Origin of the sequence: Microcystis aeruginosa NIES-843, from assembly GCF_000010625.1 — a bacterium.
Classification (GTDB): Bacteria; Cyanobacteriota; Cyanobacteriia; order Cyanobacteriales; family Microcystaceae; genus Microcystis; species Microcystis aeruginosa.
Genome location: NC_010296.1, coordinates 71,007 through 86,076 on the forward strand (window position 1 = coordinate 71,007; position 15,070 = coordinate 86,076).

Sequence of the window (15,070 nt, forward strand, 5' to 3'; positions counted from 1 at the left end):
GCTTACAATTATTTGTTATTTGAATCTATACAACCAGCAAAACCCTTGCTATAATCGACAATACATGGTAATAGACCAATTCCATCCACGGCATCCGCATCGGCATCCTCAAAGTTGATCAACCTCGTTTTGTTTTAAGGTAGGCTAAGGCCTGCCTTACTTTTTATCAGTGATCAGTAACCAGTAAGCAGAAAATTGCCATTTAATACCAATCAGCGCTCAGACTGTCCACGGAAAACTCAAATCTGATCACTGGTAACTGATAACTGATAACTGATCTGATCCCCTAGCGTGATAAGCTGTGTATTGGCTAATTTTACAAAAAATTAAGACTTTCCCCTTGTGGGAGTTATCAGCTAAAACCCAGAGTAGACATAAACAATGGTAGCGACAACAGAAACTAACGTTGGTAAAATCGTCCAGATCATCGGTCCTGTCATCGATGCCGAATTTCCCAGTGGCAAACTGCCCCGTATTTATAATGCCTTAACCGTAAAAGGAACTAACTCCGCCGGTCAAAATCTATCGGTTACTTGTGAAGTGCAACAGTTACTCGGTGATAACCAAGTGCGCGCCGTTGCCATGAGTACCACCGATGGTTTAGTGCGCGGTATGGATATCGTCGATACCGGCGCAGCGATTAGCGTTCCCGTGGGTAAATGCACCCTCGGTCGGATTTTTAACGTTCTTGGTGAACCCGTGGACGAAAAAGGACCGGTTAACGTCACCGAAACCTCTCCTATTCACCGTCCCGCTCCCAAATTAGTCGATCTTGAAGTAACACCGACGGTTTTTGAAACCGGTATCAAGGTGATTGACCTGCTCACCCCCTACCGTCAAGGGGGCAAAATCGGCCTCTTTGGGGGTGCTGGTGTGGGCAAAACCGTCATTATGATGGAATTAATCAACAATATCGCCATTCAACACGGTGGTGTCTCGGTTTTTGGCGGTGTGGGTGAAAGAACCCGCGAAGGAAACGACCTCTACAACGAGATGATCGAATCGAAGGTAATCAACGCTGATAACCCCGAAGACTCGAAAATTGCCCTCGTTTACGGTCAGATGAACGAACCCCCCGGAGCGAGAATGCGCGTCGGTCTCTCCGCTTTGACCATGGCCGAATATTTCCGCGATGTCAGCAAGCAAGACGTACTCTTATTTATTGATAATATCTTCCGTTTCGTGCAAGCTGGTTCGGAAGTATCGGCGCTCCTCGGTCGGATGCCTTCTGCGGTAGGATACCAACCCACCCTCGGCACTGATGTAGGCGACCTGCAAGAGCGGATTACCTCCACCAAAGAAGGATCGATCACTTCCATCCAAGCGGTCTATGTACCCGCGGATGACTTGACTGACCCCGCTCCCGCTACTACCTTCGCTCACTTGGACGGAACTACTGTACTATCCCGGGGTCTGGCTTCCAAAGGTATCTATCCGGCGGTAGATCCCCTCGGTTCCACCAGCACCATGCTCCAAGCTGATATCGTCGGTGATGAACACTACGGCACCGCTCGCGCCGTCCAATCTACCCTGCAACGCTATAAAGAGTTACAGGACATCATCGCTATTCTCGGTTTAGACGAATTGTCGGAAGAAGATCGTCTCACCGTTGACCGCGCTCGCAAAATTGAGCGTTTCCTCTCGCAACCTTTCTTCGTGGCCGAAGTTTTCACCGGTTCCCCGGGTAAATACGTTACCCTCGCTGATACGATCAAAGGCTTCCAGATGATCCTCAAAGGTGAACTCGATAGCTTACCCGAACAAGCGTTCTATATGGTCGGCAGTATCGATGAAGCGATCGCTAAAGGCGAAAAACTCAAAAAAGGCTAATTACAAAGTCAGTAGTAACCGCTAAACGCGGTTACTTAACCCAGAAATCTGCCAAAATTATCGTTATTATCACCAATGAGCATTACAGTACGGGTTATTACACCCGATCGCATTGTCTGGGATAACGTGGCCGAAGAAGTAATCCTACCCAGTTCCACGGGACAATTAGGTATTCTTAGCGGTCACGCTCCTTTATTAACTGCCCTGAATATTGGCGTAATGCGAATTCGACCGGGGAAAGACTGGGAAAATATCGCAGTTTTGGGCGGTTTTGCCGAAGTCGAAAATAATGAGATCAAAGTCCTCGTTAATGGGGCGGAATTAGGCTCAAAAATCGATAAAGAAAAAGCTCGCGCCGAATACGAACGGGCCCAAACTCGTCTCGATGAAGTCAGTAAAGGGGATGACCGTCGCAAAACTATCCAAGCGCAACAATCATGGCGCAAAGCTCGCGCTAGATACCAGGCCGCCGGCGGTTTAGTATCGGTTTAAACCAAACCAAATCAAATTAAATTCAAGCAAAATCGGGCGGGTTTATATAAACCTACCCGATTAATTTTTTAGCCTTTAGCAATCAGCTTTTAGCCATTTTTCTGCTTACTATCAAGATTATCTAGCTGACGGCTAAAAAGCCGATTAATTGCTACCACTAAACACAACTTCGGGGAATTTTAACTGTGCATCGGCCATGGGGATTTGTCGGCCTTGATTGCGTAACTCTTGCCAAAAATTAATTACTTCTGTGGCTTTGTTGAGAACATCAACGCGATCGGACTCATCAATCCAGTGTTTTGCTTCTAACTCCTCTTGCAGTTGTTGCCAAGCATCATTGCGCGGCCAGAAAAAATAAGCGGTGAGGGGGCTAGTTCCTTTGCCGACCACCTGATCCACAGCGATCGCTACGTTCTGATCTAACCACAATACTTTTAAAATAAACTTTGATTCGGAACTGACTGTCATTGTTAATCGTTAATCGTACAATTCTCGATTATATCATCTTTTGACTCAATTTTCCGCAGTCAGTTTTTAACTATTTTTTGCTGTTTTTTCGCTAATAACCGCTATGATTCCAGAAACAGACTCTTTACCCTGTAAACAAATCGGTGTGGCCGTAATTAGAGATGATCGAGATTTAATTTTAATCGATCGCCGTCTAGCCAAGGGACTCCTGGGCGGTTTTTGGGAATTCCCCGGTGGCAAAATCGAAGGCAATGAAACGGTACAGGAATGTATTAAACGGGAGGTATTAGAAGAAATTGGCATTGAAATCGCAGTGGATAGTCATTTAATCACCATCGATCACACCTATAGTCATTTTCGGGTTAATCTACAAGTATATAACTGTCGTTATCTCAGCGGCGAAGCGCGGGCGATCGAATGTGAAGAAATCCGCTGGGTAACTATCCAGGAACTAGATAATTACACTTTCCCCGCGGCCAATCAAGAGATTATCGAAAATTTGGGTTAAAACCCCGTCCTTTTAGGACGGCTTTAAGCTACAATGGAAAAAGCGATAACCAAGCTAAAAACTGAACCTTGACAACAGATAGTAGGGGGTTTTGTTCAGAAAAGAATTCAAATTCGGCCTTGAACGAGTAAAACTTTCTAGGAAATAAGGTTGAACATTAGATTTTTTCGACTTGTTCAAAGTGGCCGTCCGGCATCCGGACACTCAAAACGGACGGGTCGAAAGAGTCAGACTTAAGCAATTAAGCGTTTTTCGCTATCTGCGTCAACCCCATTGACGCGACCACCCTAAAAAAGTGGCGTGGTGAGGAATCGCCGTCCGTTTTACGGCGGCGAGGATGTCAACAGAGCCTTAAAAGACATGGTAAACTCGAAATGATTGCTGCTAATCGTCGAGTAATTATGCTTAATCCTTCTATTCGTCAAGAACCCCGCTATGAACCGGCCGCGGTTATTCCCCTAAAAAAAGACGCTTCCATTGTCGAGTGGTTAGAAAAAAATAATCGCATGATTCCCCGGGATAAAATCGCCGAACCGGATCTGACTCTCGAAGAAGATGTGGAACTATCTGAACTCATGGATGTCGATGATATCGGTTATGATGACGACGAGGATGAATTAGTCTTAGATGAAGATTAATCCCGTCTTCTTTGGCAAATTTTACCCTTATCTGGCGCTTTAGTCGTGAACGCTAACATTTTTTCCGCCCCTATCTTTAAAAAACCCACTGGAACCCATCTCCTGATTCTACTAACGGGATTACTATTTCTGTTAGTAGTTTTTTTTCAGTCCACTAATTCCCTGTTAATCCCCCTGATGGCCACAACGTTAATCAGTGCTGGTCTTGGTTGTCAAGTAGTACCGATGCTGCGGCGCTTGAAAATGGGTCAGATTATGCGCGAAGATGGACCCCAGGCCCATTTAAAGAAAGCAGGAACCCCGACCATGGGAGGCAGCTTTTTTGTGCCAGTAGCCCTTATTTTCGCTTTAATCTGGTCTAAATTCACTCCTAATGTGGTGGCGGTTGCTTTGCTGACCTTTGTTTACATGGGTATCGGTTGGTTAGATGATTGGCAAATTCTGCGTTATAAGTCGAATAAGGGCCTGTCTCCCCAGATGAAGTTAATTTTACAGATAACGGGGGCGGTGCTTTTTTGCCTCTGGATGTTGGTCAATCAGGTGAGTACCGATATCACCCTTTGGGGTCGATTAGTCATTCCTTTGGGCTTTTTCTTCTGGATTTTGGCGGGATTTGTCCTTGTGGCTGAAAGTAACGCCACTAATCTCACCGATGGGGTGGATGGATTAGCGGGGGGAACAGGTGCGATCGCATTTTTGGGTTTAGGTATTATTATCGCCCCTAGTCATCCGGATTTGGCGATTTTCTGCACTTGTTTTGCTGGTGCTTGTCTAGGCTTCATTTTTCATAACCGCAACCCCGCTAAAGTGTTCATGGGTGATACGGGTTCCCTCGCTTTGGGAGGTGCTTTAGCTGCGGTGGGTTTAATTGCCGGACATCTCTGGGGATTATTTTTAATTAGTGGTCTGTTCTTTCTGGAATCTCTTTCGGTAATCGCTCAGGTTATCTATTATAAAGCCACAAAAGGACCCGATGGCAAGGGCAAAAGATTATTAAAAATGGCTCCTTTTCATCATCATTTAGAATTAAGTGGTTGGACGGAAACGAAGATTGTGGGAGCTTTTTATCTGGTTAATGCGCTTTTAGTTGTCTTGGCTATTTGGAGTAGTTAATTAAGCACTAAAGGAAAGACCACAACCGCAGGTATTTTGGGTGTTGGCATTGGTAAAACGGAAACCACCACCCATGAGATCTTCTGAATAGTCTAATTTTAAAATTTGTAGGTAGCGATCGCTGTCAGGATCGACTACAATATTAATACCCTGACTTTGATAAAAGCGATCGTTTTCTGCCGCAATAGGGGTTAATTCGAGATGATAGTGAAGTCCCGAACAACCACCGTTTTTTACTGCCAAACGCAGATAGGAACCAGTCAGACGACGGCTTTGACTCCAACGTTCAATTTCTCTAGCGGCGGCGGGACTTAATTCGATCATTGTTTTTGAGACTATTGTAATAATAATATCAAGTTCTTGTGAAGTTATACCACAGTTATTATCAAACTTTATGTTAAGTAGCTGGTTATAATTAAATTAAAAATGGATTTTAGGTTCGATCCCCCCTGCCCCCCTTGATAAGGGGGGTGCCGATAGGCGGGGGGATCGCCCCTGCCCCCCTTGATAAGGGGGGTGCCGATAGGCGGGGGGATCGCCCCTGCCCCCCTTGATAAGGGGGGTGTCTGACAACTTTTAACGCCTACCTACTTAAGAAATATGTAACTAATGGATGGCGGGGGTAGCTGACAATTTTTAACACAGAAAAAGGGTTTCTCCGAGAAACCCTTTTTCTAGGTGACTTAGAAGGAGAGCTTAGAAACTTAGATAAAGAAATTACCCACTGGAATGCTCCCTAAAGCTGGTAAAGTCCCAGTAAATCCGGTGATATTTATTAATAAATCATTGCTGGATTGGAAGCCAGCCGTGAGAGGAGCGGGTATTTGTCACAGGGGAATTAATTTGTGGTAGCATACAATTAAATGCGTTTTGTCTGCTAGGATAATGCTCAACCTTTCAAAAGACATTCATTCTTTAACTGAGTTTAAACGAAACACGACCCGGTTCCTAGAGCATCTCAAACAAACCAAAGACCCTTTGGTGCTTACGGTTGATGGGAAAGCAGCACTCGTCGTGCAAGATGCGGAATCCTATCAGACACTTCTTGAAGCTGCTGAATTGGTTGAGACGCTTAAAGGAGTCAAGCGTGGTCTTGAAGAGATGAAGCAAGGCAAAGGTAAGAAGGCAGAGGAATTCTTCTCTGAATTGTTCGATAAGCTGGACAGTTCTCCATGAGCCAAAAGTATCAAGTGGTCATACAACCTGAAGCACAACAGGGAATTGAAAAAGCCTATCTGTGGTTCAGTAAAGATTCTCCTCGAAAAGCGAGGTTGTGGCTAGAAGGATTGTTAATTAAACAAAGAAATTACCCACTGGAATGTTCCCTAAAGCTGGTAAAGTACCGGTAAATCCGGTGATATTTATTAATAAATCATTGCTGGATTGGAAGCCAGCCGTGCTATCATTAATAACGAGGTAAGTTCCAGCTATCGCACCGGTTGTTACCTGCACTAAGGCGGCACTATTAACCCCTAATCCTTGATTACCTGTAGTGGCTCCATTGGCATCAGTAAATACTTGATTGATTAAATTCTGTAAAGTGGTGACAGTGCTATTAGCAGCACGACTGAAATTGCTAGGCGCACTCGTGGCGTTTCCAGCTTGAGTTAATAAGTCAATTTTATCACTATTGATGGCAAAATCTGTGATACGATCCCTTGTTGATATGGTAGATTGACCAAATTGGAAGATAAAAGTATCTGCACCTAAACCACCGGTTAAGGTATCAATTCCCGCACGTCCATTGATTTGATTATTGCCACTATTTCCGGTGATTTTATTGTTACCGGCGTTACCTGTACCATTAATATTATTACTGCCAATTAGTCTGAGGTTTTCGACATTGGCGGGTAGGGTAGTGGTGACATTAGCGGTTAAGGTGTCGCTGATGGTGACAATTCCCTTGTTATTGCTAAGAGTTGCATTGACGGGATTACTGAGGTTAATGGCAAAAGTTTCGTTTGCCTCATTAAGGTTATCATTGAGGATGGGAATGGTAATAGTAGCAGTGGAAGTATTAGGTGCAATGGTGATAGTTCCAGTTTTGCTAGTGTAATCTACATTGGCGATAGCGTTAATGGGTGCAGTAGTATAATTGACGCTAATTGGTTGTGGATTGGGGTTGTTGACAGTGACGGTGAGGATGGCATTATTATCTTTACCCTCGACAACGGTGACATTATTGATGGAGAGTTTGGAGAAATCGTCATTAGTAATTGTCCCCGTCACTGCGGTGGCCGTACCTATTGTATAACCCGTCCCAGGAGCAAGGTTTAAAGTTACGGTTTCATCATCTTCAACATTTGTATCAGCAGTGGGGTCAATTGTTACAGTCGCAGTATCTGAACCAGCAGCGAAGGTGACTGTATTATTAGTCCCTGTACGAGTGTAATCTGTATTAAGGGTAGCTGTCCCTCCGAGGGTGTAATTGACTGTTAAAGCATTGGTTGTTACACCAGTACGAGTGAAGGTATAAACGAGATTAGCTGTCCCGTCTTCTGTCACACTACTGGGAGAAACCGCAAGAGTGACACTGGTATTATCACCATCATCATTAGTAATTGTTCCTAATCCTTGATTATCTGTAATCAGCGCATTGCTAGGATTAGAAAGGTTAATCAAGAAAGTCTCATCGGGTTCAATTGCAGTATCACCATTGACTGAAATAATAATATCTTGGCTGGTTTGTCCGGGGGTAAAGGTGAGAGTCCCTGTTGTGGCTGTATAGTCGCTTCCTGCTGTTGCTGTGTCATCAGCAGTGGCATAATTTACGGTAATTGTTTGGGTACTTGTGGTTGACAATGTAACTTTAAATACCAGGTTGTTTGTTCCTGAATTGTTTTCTACAATTGTCGGATTTGAGATTGTAAAGAATGGTTTATCCCAATCGGCTGCTGTCCAGGTAGTTGTTGCTTGCCAAGTTTGGGGTGTCCATTCATCAATACTGTTCCAAGCATCTCCTGACCATTTAGTTGTAGCTTGCCAAGCGTTATCTCCCCAGTCAGGTATGGCATCCCAAAAGTTATCAATTGTCTGTGATGCTGTAGCTGTTGTTGCTATTTGATAGCTATTTGTGTCGAGAAAAGATGATGCAAGCGTTTGCGTTGAATTGCTTTGATTTGCAGTTGATGGAGATAAACCAAGTTTCTTGTCAGACTGTCCAATAATCGCATCCCACGCATCTGAAGTCCAAGATTTAGCTGCGTTGTAAGCGGATGTTACTGCATCGGATATATTTCCAAGACCATCAATGGCAATTCCGATTGCTTGGCGTACTTTTTCAGTGGTTCCACGATAAGTTAAAGCCGCTGCCAGATATGTTCCTGTTAATCCAATTCCAGGAATAGGTAAGCTTCCCAATCCTCTAATCATCATTTGCAATGCAAAATAATCAGCATCAGGCAAATATGTAAACCAGTAACTACTTAAATCAGTGGTATTTCCGTTGGCAACTTTCCGAGTTAAATCTGTCGGCTTTGACAAATTAGTTCTTGTAATAGTTTGATTTAAGACGGGAACTGAATGTTTTTCAAAAGTAATTGCAGATGTTAGTTTTGAATATTTTTCTAAGTTCCAGAGTCCATTTAGGTATGTTGAACCTGCAATGCTAACCACATCGGCCGAGGTTATGTAATGAGTGACACCTAAGTTATTAGTAGCGTTGAAATTAATGCCGGGTTGTTGAGAAATACCCGGACTATTGAAAGTAACAATCTTTCCGAGTTGTCCTGTATAACTACCCCCTACCCACTGACTTAATGCACCGCCTAAACTATGACCTGTAATATTAGGTTTTAGAGTCAATCCGCTTACGGGATTAGATACTTCTGAAAGCCATTGATTGATTGCGGCTTTATTGTTAGTAAATTGATTATAGCCAACTCCTTCGGTTTCAGTATCACTTAATAAATCTTTACCAGATGAGAATTCAGTACCCCGAATGGCTAAAACAGGAGGTTTAGCAAGGTCATAAATTGTGCCATCAGTGAAGGTATAGGATTGATTGGCGCTGGTGAGTTGGTTGATTAGATTCTGTCCAGCAGTATAGGCGGCGGTATTGTTACCGCCTGAAGTATTGGCAATATCTTGCAGTAAGTTATTGCTATTAGATGTAAATTCATTGGCATTAAGGGGATTGGCTAAAACCAGAAAGAATTTTTCATCAGAAGTTAAACCAAAAGCATCAAATCCTGTGCTAGAATCTTTGAAAACTTTATTGATACGATAGCCTTCGTAACCCAGGTCACTATAGTCATAGATCTTATCTACTTCTTTGCCTTTGTCCGTATCTGTCCAATCACGATAAGCGGTGTCTCTAGCCAAAATCTCAAAGGTTTGGTCGGTAGGAGGCGCACTTCCTAAAACAGTAATTTCTATTTGTTTACTGGTTTGTCCTGGGAAAAAGGAGAGGGTTTGTTTGACAACATTGTTAAAATCTTTTAATTGGTTAGGGTCTATTGAATTGGCACTTCCATCAAGGGTATAGTAATCAACGGTTATGGGTTTATCATAGGTTGAGGATAGTTTAACCTCGAAAATAACCTTCCCTGCGGGAGCATCAAACCGCGCATTACTGACTGATATCGTTGGTTTAGGTGGAGGATTAGGAGTGGGTGGGAGTGCTGTGTAAGTGGCATCATCATATATATTTGGATATTTTGGATCTATTGGATTTGCTATCCATTGACCATTAATCCAGCTGGATTCAGATGTAGTTGAATCTCCATCTGAATCTATATACCAAACTTGGTTCGCAGTATGTCCACTAATAATACTATTTGAACTCCATGTACCCCTATTGTAAATACCACCACCTAAGTTGGCATTATTGTTAGTAAGAATGTTATTCGTTAATGTTAATGTACCCCCGTTGTAAATTCCCCCCCCAGCATCAGCAGTATTACCTGTTATTGTACTGTTGGTTATTGTTAATGTTCCCGTAGAGTTGAAAATTCCCCCTCCAGAACGAGTAGCCGTATTACCAAATATTGTACTGTTGGTTAATGTTAATGTTCCCCCATCGTTGTCAATTCCCCCTCCGTCATAAGCAGCCGTATTACCAGATACTGTACTTTCAGTTAATGTTAATGTTCCATAGTTTTCAATTCCCCCTCCAGAACCAGTAGCCGTATTACCAGATATTGTACTGTTGGTTAATGTTAATGTTCCCCCATAGTTGTCAATTCCCCCTCCGTCATAAGCAGCCGTATTACCAGATACTGTACTGTCAGTTAATGTTAATGTTCCATAGTTTTCAATTCCCCCTCCAGAACCAGTAGCCGTATTACCAGATATTGCACTGTCGGTTATTGTTAATGTTCCCGTAGAGTTGTAAATTCCCCCTCCAGAACCATAATAACCAGTAGCCGTATTACCAGATATTGTACTGTTGGTTAATGTTAATGTTCCCCTTCCCCAGTTGTAAATTCCCCCTCCAGAATAAGTAGCCGTATTACCTGTTATTGTACTGTTGGTTAACGTTAATGTTCCATCGTTCTCAATTCCCCCTCCAAAATTAGTAGCCGTATTACCTGTTATTGTACTGTTGGTTAACGTTAATATTCCCCTTCCCCAGTTGTGAATTCCCCCTCCAGTATTACCAGATATTGTACTGTTGGTTAATGTTAATGTTCCATCGTTGTCAATTCCCCCTCCATAAGTAGCCGTATTACCTGTTATTGTACTGTTGTTTAATGTTAATGTTCCCCCGTAGTCGTTGTCAATTCCCCTTCCTGCTTTGTTGCTGATATAGAGATTATTTAATGTAACTCCAAGTTGACTAGAGTTACTTATAATAGAATTATAATCATTCTCCCCAGAGATAGGACTAGCATTATTAACAATAGAAGCTAGTGCTGTTCCATCAGTTTCAATGGTAATCGTACCATTCGTATTCAAACTGCGATCGCCTGTTGTCGTATTATTAACATAAGTTAAAGCATAAGTCGTTCCTGATTTCAGCTTAATAATATAGGGAGTATTAGGACTTTTATTAGCAATTGTAACAGCATCCCGCAAAGATAAACCACTCCCAATAGTGGCACTTCCATCATTCTCATCTATAGTAGTATTGACAATTAAAGTAATTGGTGATGTTTGTTCAACCCCTATAAATTGTCCACCTAAATTAATAACAGAACGATCATCTTCTGTTTGAATATAAGTTAACTCAGCCTCAGTTAAATTAACCCCTCTCACCAGATGAGAAAATAATTCTCCCTCATCCCCCACCGTATCCACCCTATTAATTTGAGCATCCACATAATGCCCAATTTCTTCTAAAATCACCGCAACCAAAGCATCTAAACTAGCAGAAGCAAAAAAACTTTCAGATAGATATATCTTATTGGTGCTAATCCCATAAGCGCCATTTGCACTACCTAAAACACTGCTATTGACAACCTCAATCTCAGGAAGTTGACTAAAATCTCGGCTTTGCCACTGCTGTCGTAATTCTGTCGCTTTAACCACATCATAACTTGTGCCAAAAGCGGTTTCTAAATTCGCCCAAAAGCCATCAGATTGAGCGAAATCGAACAAAACATCGTCAACAGCAGGAAGGAGGGGCAACAGGGTAGAAGTCATGACGGTAACAGCAGAGGTTTATTGCTAACAGTTTTAGCTCAACAATGGCCAATTTTTCAAGACCCCTGTAACAGAAATTAACATTTATTCCAAGAAAACGGGTTTCTCAAAGAAACCCGTTTTCTAGATATTAGGATAAGATTATTGGATTCTTGCCAAAGACTGCCTAAATTCTGCGAGAGAATTAGCGGTAGCTGCTAATTTTAGTAGCTCTTCTAAGATAGTAGGGTTAGTCATTTTGCCGATTATCTCTTCAATTTCTGAAGAAATCTGTCCAAACCGCACAGTTAAAACTGTTTTTATGGCATCGCGGCTTTTTTGTAACGCGCCAATTTCTTTACCAATTTCTTTACCGCGTTCTATTCCTCGTAACTCCCCAATTTCCTTGCCAATTTCCTTACCGATTTCCTTACCGCGTTCTATTCCTCGTAACTCCATATTACTCATTAAAGGCATGGTTCTTTCCTCCTCAAATTGTTTGATTTTACTCTCTAAACTTGACTGCAATTCAGGGGATAAAGTCATCATATTGTCGATGATTTCAAACAGTTTACTAAGTAAGGTAGGTATTACCCACCCTACTTATTTATGATGATACTAAAAGACTTCCTACACTCCTCAAAAGAATTTACTATAAGTGCGGCTTTTAACATCTCTTCTAAAACCGAAATAACTGAAGCATCATTGAGACATTGTCCAATATCTCCAGGGATATCGCCTAGTCGGTTTTCCAAAACTTTTTTCACAAAATCACGAGCATTTTCTAACGCTCCAATTTCCTTACCAATTTCCTTACCGCGTTCTATTCCTCGTAACTCCCCAATTTCCTCACCAATTTTCCTTCCTCGTAACTCCATATTACTCATTAAAGGCATGGTTTTTTCCTCCTCAAATTGTTTAATTTTACTCTCTAAGCTTGACTGCAATTCAGGGGATAAAGTCATCATATTGTCGATGATTTCAAACAGTTTAATTATCTGTTCCCTCTCGAACTCCTTTTCATATAATCCCCTGATTAACTTCCACTTCCACTGTTCCCGTTGTGGCAGCTTCCCAGTAGTCGCTTTTGTTTTCAGGTGTGCCATGACTATTATAGCAAAGGGATTGCTACTTGCTTCTAGTTCTGACCAGCTTTCCTCATAGTCCAGTAATTTGACTGTTGGGAATTTCAGACTCACTTCACAGCCGGCGATAGTATAATTATAGGAATCTGGTCGCCAATTTACTCGTTCATCTCCTAAAATTGCCAGACTGATAACTGGTTTCTGATACAAATCAAAGGCCCGATAGTTATAAATATACATCCTCTGAGGGAAATTTTCTTCGTATTGACTTTGAATTTCAATATGAATCAAAATCCAGACTTCTTGTCCCTCAAGTAGCCAAGCCTTATAAAGTTTGTCAGCGAAACGTTTTTTTGTCTTTGCTGAAGCGGTAATCCGTTTGAGTTCTTTTTCCAGGGATTCGGGAATTTTTGTCCAATCAATTAGTTGGTGAACTTCAGGAAAAAAGAAGCATAAAAACGCTTCAAAATACTCGGTTAATGCTTCTTTCCAGGGTTCATCATAATTGGCGGTTGTTGGGTTCATTTGAGTTGTTTGCTTACTCGTAGGCTGTGAAGCGCGATAGCGTAACGCACCGATTTAATAATAGAGTTGGTGGTGGTAATCTGGGGATTTTGTGGTAAAAAAGCGGATATTTGTTCGATTCCGTCTTGATTGGGAGAGAGAATAACCGTGGCGACTCCAGGGATTACCCCAGCTTGGAGACTTTGATAATCGCTAACACCAGCATCGAGGAAAACTACGGTAGCGGTTAAACGCTGATTTCTCGCACTATCCACCCGATTAGCTTGACTCAAGCCATCAGATTGAGCAAAATTGAACAAAACATCGTCAACAGCAGGAAAGCTCGGCAACAGGGTAGAAGTCATGACGTTAACTGCAAAGGATTAATGCGACTATTTTGTGCAAACAATCGCCAATTTTTCAAGGGGGATATAACAAAAATTAACATTATACAGAAAACGGGTTTCTTTAAGAAACCCGTTTTCTAAGAAACCCGTTTTCTAGATATTGATTTTAGCCAAAGACTGCTTAAATTCTGCGAGAGAATTAGCGGTAGCTGCTAATTTAACAATCTCTTGTAATGTAGATAGTACCGAAACTTTATTCAGGTATTGTTCCACATCTAAAGGAACTTCACCTAAGCGAGCTTGCAAAACTGTTTTGACAAAATCACGAGCATTTTCTAACGCTCCAATTTCCTTACCAATTTCCTTACCGCGTTCTATTCCTCGTAACTCCCCAATTTCCTTACCAATTTCCTTACCGCGTTCGATTCCTCGTAACTCCATATTACTCATTAAAGGCATGGTTCTTTCCTCCTCAAATTGTTTGATTTTACTCTCTAAACTTGACTGCAATTCAGGGGATAAAGTCATCATATTGTCGATGATTTCAAACAGTTTAATTATCTGTTCTCTCTCGAACTCCTTTTCATACAATCCCCTGATTAACCTCCACTTCCACTGTTCCCGTTGTGGCAGCTTCCCAGTAGTCGCTTTTGTTTTCAGGTGTGCCATCACTATTATAGCAAAGGGATTGCTACTTGTTTCTAGTTCTGTCCATCTTTCCTCATAGTCCAGTAATTTAACCGTTGGGAATTTCAAACTCACTTCACAACCAGCGATAGTATAATTATAGGAATCTGGTCGCCAATTTACTCGTTCATCTCCTAAAATTGCCAGACTGATAACTGGTTTCTGATACAAATCAAAGGCCCGATAGTTATAAATATACATCCTCTGAGGGAAATTTTCTTCGTATTGACTTTGAATTTCAATATGAATCAAAATCCAGACTTCTTCACCCCTGAGTAACCAGACTTTATAAAGTTTGTCAGCGAAACGTTTTTTTGTCTTAGCTGAAGCGGTAATCCGTTTGAGTTCTTTTTCCAGGGATTCGGGAATTTTTGTCCAATCAATTAGTTGGTGAACTTCAGGAAAAAAGAAGCATAAAAACGCTTCAAAATACTCGCTTAATGCTTCTTTCCAGGGTTCATCATAATTGGCTGTTGTTGGGTTCATTGGAGTTGTCCGCTTACTCTTAGGGGTGAAGCGCGATAGCGTAACGCACCGATTTAATAATAGAGGTGAATGGTGGTAATCTGGGGATTTTGTGGTAAAAAAGCGGATATTTGTTCGATTCCGTCTTGATTGGGAGAGAGAATAACGGTGGCGACTTCTGGAATTACTCCAGCTTGGAGACTTTGATAATCGCTAACACCAGCATCGAGGAAAACTACGGTAGCGGTTAAACGCTGATTTCTCGCACTATCCACCCGATTAGCTTGACTCAAGCCATCAGATTCAGCGAAATCGAATAAAATATCGTCAACAGCAGGAAGAATCGGCAACAGGGGAGAACTCATGATA

The 15,070-nt window shown here is 42.0% G+C and carries 13 protein-coding genes and 2 pseudogenes; 6 read left to right on the forward strand and 9 right to left on the reverse strand.

Annotated features, from left to right (window positions below):
• Positions 1-381: 381 nt before the first annotated feature.
• Positions 382-1,830, forward strand: a complete 1,449-nt coding sequence (gene atpD / locus MAE_RS00390; RefSeq protein ID WP_012263845.1) for a F0F1 ATP synthase subunit beta — start codon at positions 382-384, stop codon at positions 1,828-1,830.
• 75 nt (positions 1,831-1,905) lie between these two features.
• Complete coding sequence (gene atpC / locus MAE_RS00395; protein WP_002735380.1) at positions 1,906-2,322, forward strand: ATP synthase F1 subunit epsilon; 417 nt, start codon at positions 1,906-1,908, stop codon at positions 2,320-2,322.
• A 144-nt stretch (positions 2,323-2,466) separates the two neighbouring features.
• On the opposite strand, the gene MAE_RS00400 is transcribed toward atpC, so the two are convergent.
• Entirely contained in the window at positions 2,467-2,790 is a 324-nt protein-coding gene (locus MAE_RS00400; protein ID WP_002760450.1) for a 30S ribosomal protein PSRP-3, read from the reverse strand.
• A gap of 103 nt (positions 2,791-2,893) precedes the next feature.
• On the opposite strand from MAE_RS00400, the gene mutT reads away from it, so the two are divergent.
• From mutT to mraY, 3 genes are all read left to right on the forward strand, one after another.
• Positions 2,894-3,298, forward strand: a complete 405-nt coding sequence (gene mutT / locus MAE_RS00405) for an 8-oxo-dGTP diphosphatase MutT (protein ID WP_012263846.1) — start codon at positions 2,894-2,896, stop codon at positions 3,296-3,298.
• Between the two features lie 374 nt (positions 3,299-3,672).
• Positions 3,673-3,936 carry a DUF3134 domain-containing protein gene (locus MAE_RS00410; protein ID WP_002760451.1) on the forward strand — a complete coding sequence of 88 codons (264 nt, stop codon included), beginning with the start codon at positions 3,673-3,675 and terminating at the stop codon, positions 3,934-3,936.
• Positions 3,937-3,981: 45 nt separating this feature from the next.
• Positions 3,982-5,049, forward strand: a complete 1,068-nt coding sequence (mraY, locus tag MAE_RS00415) for a phospho-N-acetylmuramoyl-pentapeptide-transferase (RefSeq protein ID WP_002797493.1) — start codon at positions 3,982-3,984, stop codon at positions 5,047-5,049.
• Here the strand turns inward: mraY and MAE_RS00420 are convergent, their stop codons facing one another.
• Positions 5,050-5,373: a HesB/IscA family protein gene (locus MAE_RS00420; protein ID WP_002794892.1), complete on the reverse strand. Its 324-nt coding sequence runs from the start codon at positions 5,371-5,373 to the stop codon at positions 5,050-5,052.
• A 380-nt stretch (positions 5,374-5,753) separates the two neighbouring features.
• A pseudogene (locus MAE_RS36270) lies at positions 5,754-5,858 on the reverse strand (bluetail domain-containing putative surface protein); the annotation flags it as partial.
• A 76-nt stretch (positions 5,859-5,934) separates the two neighbouring features.
• Here MAE_RS36270 and MAE_RS00425 point away from each other — a divergent pair.
• Entirely contained in the window at positions 5,935-6,225 is a 291-nt protein-coding gene (locus MAE_RS00425; protein WP_002754869.1) for a type II toxin-antitoxin system Phd/YefM family antitoxin, read from the forward strand.
• 117 nt (positions 6,226-6,342) lie between these two features.
• Here MAE_RS00425 and MAE_RS28105 read toward each other — a convergent pair whose 3' ends face one another.
• From MAE_RS28105 to MAE_RS00455, 6 genes and pseudogenes are all read right to left on the reverse strand, one after another.
• Positions 6,343-11,634: a Calx-beta domain-containing protein gene (locus tag MAE_RS28105; RefSeq protein WP_012263848.1), complete on the reverse strand. Its 5,292-nt coding sequence runs from the start codon at positions 11,632-11,634 to the stop codon at positions 6,343-6,345.
• 141 nt (positions 11,635-11,775) lie between these two features.
• Positions 11,776-12,186 (reverse strand): annotated as a pseudogene (locus MAE_RS00435) (hypothetical protein); the annotation flags it as partial.
• 26 nt (positions 12,187-12,212) lie between these two features.
• Entirely contained in the window at positions 12,213-13,223 is a 1,011-nt protein-coding gene (locus tag MAE_RS00440) for a hypothetical protein (protein ID WP_012263849.1), read from the reverse strand.
• Positions 13,220-13,567 carry a DUF4347 domain-containing protein gene (locus MAE_RS00445; RefSeq protein WP_012263850.1) on the reverse strand — a complete coding sequence of 116 codons (348 nt, stop codon included), beginning with the start codon at positions 13,565-13,567 and terminating at the stop codon, positions 13,220-13,222. Before MAE_RS00445 ends, MAE_RS00440 begins: the two co-directional genes overlap by 4 nt.
• A gap of 135 nt (positions 13,568-13,702) precedes the next feature.
• Positions 13,703-14,722 (reverse strand): Rpn family recombination-promoting nuclease/putative transposase, encoded by a 1,020-nt coding sequence (locus MAE_RS00450; protein WP_012263851.1) that lies wholly within the window; start codon positions 14,720-14,722, stop codon positions 13,703-13,705.
• A 53-nt stretch (positions 14,723-14,775) separates the two neighbouring features.
• Entirely contained in the window at positions 14,776-15,066 is a 291-nt protein-coding gene (locus MAE_RS00455) for a DUF4347 domain-containing protein (RefSeq protein ID WP_002797498.1), read from the reverse strand.
• Positions 15,067-15,070 lie beyond the last annotated feature (4 nt).

What these genes read in the sequence shown, in the direction of transcription:
- atpD (WP_012263845.1), top strand. Translation starts at nt 382, where the DNA reads ATGGTAGCGACAACAGAAACTAACGTTGGTAAAATCGTCCAGATCATC.
- atpC (WP_002735380.1), top strand. Translation starts at nt 1,906, where the DNA reads ATGAGCATTACAGTACGGGTTATTACACCCGATCGCATTGTCTGGGAT.
- MAE_RS00400 (WP_002760450.1), bottom strand. Translation starts at nt 2,790, where the DNA reads ATGACAGTCAGTTCCGAATCAAAGTTTATTTTAAAAGTATTGTGGTTA.
- mutT (WP_012263846.1), top strand. Translation starts at nt 2,894, where the DNA reads ATGATTCCAGAAACAGACTCTTTACCCTGTAAACAAATCGGTGTGGCC.
- MAE_RS00410 (WP_002760451.1), top strand. Translation starts at nt 3,673, where the DNA reads ATGATTGCTGCTAATCGTCGAGTAATTATGCTTAATCCTTCTATTCGT.
- MAE_RS00420 (WP_002794892.1), bottom strand. Translation starts at nt 5,373, where the DNA reads ATGATCGAATTAAGTCCCGCCGCCGCTAGAGAAATTGAACGTTGGAGT.
- MAE_RS00425 (WP_002754869.1), top strand. Translation starts at nt 5,935, where the DNA reads ATGCTCAACCTTTCAAAAGACATTCATTCTTTAACTGAGTTTAAACGA.
- MAE_RS28105 (WP_012263848.1), bottom strand. Translation starts at nt 11,634, where the DNA reads ATGACTTCTACCCTGTTGCCCCTCCTTCCTGCTGTTGACGATGTTTTG.
- MAE_RS00440 (WP_012263849.1), bottom strand. Translation starts at nt 13,223, where the DNA reads ATGAACCCAACAACCGCCAATTATGATGAACCCTGGAAAGAAGCATTA.
- MAE_RS00445 (WP_012263850.1), bottom strand. Translation starts at nt 13,567, where the DNA reads ATGACTTCTACCCTGTTGCCGAGCTTTCCTGCTGTTGACGATGTTTTG.
- MAE_RS00450 (WP_012263851.1), bottom strand. Translation starts at nt 14,722, where the DNA reads ATGAACCCAACAACAGCCAATTATGATGAACCCTGGAAAGAAGCATTA.
- MAE_RS00455 (WP_002797498.1), bottom strand. Translation starts at nt 15,066, where the DNA reads ATGAGTTCTCCCCTGTTGCCGATTCTTCCTGCTGTTGACGATATTTTA.